Annotated in this window: 1 protein-coding gene; it reads right to left on the reverse strand. The window is 58.5% G+C overall.

Annotation, left to right across the window (positions count from 1 at the left end; translation table 11 throughout):
- Nucleotides 1–33: 33 nt before the first annotated feature.
- On the reverse strand, nt 34–1122 hold the full coding sequence (locus BN2476_RS37935; RefSeq protein WP_162849288.1) for an IS630 family transposase: 1089 nt from the start codon (nt 1120–1122) through the stop codon (nt 34–36).
- Between the last annotated feature and the right edge of the window lie 89 nt (nt 1123–1211).

Raw genomic sequence — 1211 nt, forward strand, 5'->3', positions numbered from 1 at the left:
CCAGACAACCGGATCAACTGGACGAAGAACCCGCTAGTGTCGCGAGTTAGAAATTCGTAGACAAAATCGCTTGACGCTAGCGAGGATGTCGTCGGCCGATTTGGTCCAGTTGAAAGGTCTCGGATCAGTGTTGTTGATCTGGATGTATTGGCGAATCGCCTGTTCGAGTTGCCGGGTGGAGCGATGGGTGCCACGGCGGATGTATGACTCGCTGAGCGTGGCAAACCATCGTTCGACCTGGTTAATCCACGAAGCAGAGGTCGGGGTGAAATGCGCATGAAAACGCGGATGGCGAGTCAACCAGGTATTGATCGCGGAGGTCTTGTGCGTACCGTAGTTGTCCATCACCAGATGCACGTCCAATTGAGGGGGCACGTTGGCCTCGATGGTTCGCAGGAACTGCAGGAATTCACTGCTGCGATGACGTCGATGCAGTTCGCCAATGACTTCGCCCGTGGATATGTCCAGCGCCGCGAACAATGTGGTCGTGCCGTGGCGCATATAGTCGTGCGTGCGTCGCTCAGGGATGCCCGGGGCCAGCGGCAGCATGGGCTGCGTGCGATCGAGTGCCTGAATCTGGCTTTTCTCGTCAACGCACAACACCATGGCCTTCAGTGGCGGATCCAGGTACAGCCCGACGATATCGCGCACCTTGTCCACAAAAAATGGATCAGTGGAAAGCTTGAAGGTCTCCTGCCGATGCGGCTGCAATCCGAAGGCACGCCAGATCCGCGACACGGCGGTCTGCGACATCCCCATCTCGCGGGCCATGGTGCGCGTGCTCCAGTGAGTCGCGCCTGTGGGTACGGATTCGAGCGTGCGTGCGACGACCGCCTCCACCTGCGCGTCCTCGATCGTCCTCGGTGCTCCCGGGCGCGGTGCATCGAGCAACCCGTCCACGCGGTGATTGATGAATCGCGAACGCCACTTCGAAACCGTATGCGAGGTGACACGTTGTCTTGTCGCGACCGTCTTGTTGTCGATGCCCTCCGCGCAGGCCAGCACGATGCGTGCGCGCAAGGCCAGCGCCTGCGCCGTCTTGCGTCGCATTGTCAGTGCCGTGAGCTGTTCTCGTTCCGACGCACTCAAGACCAGTGGCGCTTTCGGTCTTCCTCTCATCATTGCCTCGCTCAATTGCGAACCCTGCAAGCCAGGTTAGTACATAACGCAAATAAGGCAATCATTTTTTAACTCGGGATACTAGATTCCGG

The organism is Paraburkholderia piptadeniae (assembly GCF_900007165.1).
Lineage (GTDB): Bacteria > Pseudomonadota > Gammaproteobacteria > Burkholderiales > Burkholderiaceae > Paraburkholderia > Paraburkholderia piptadeniae.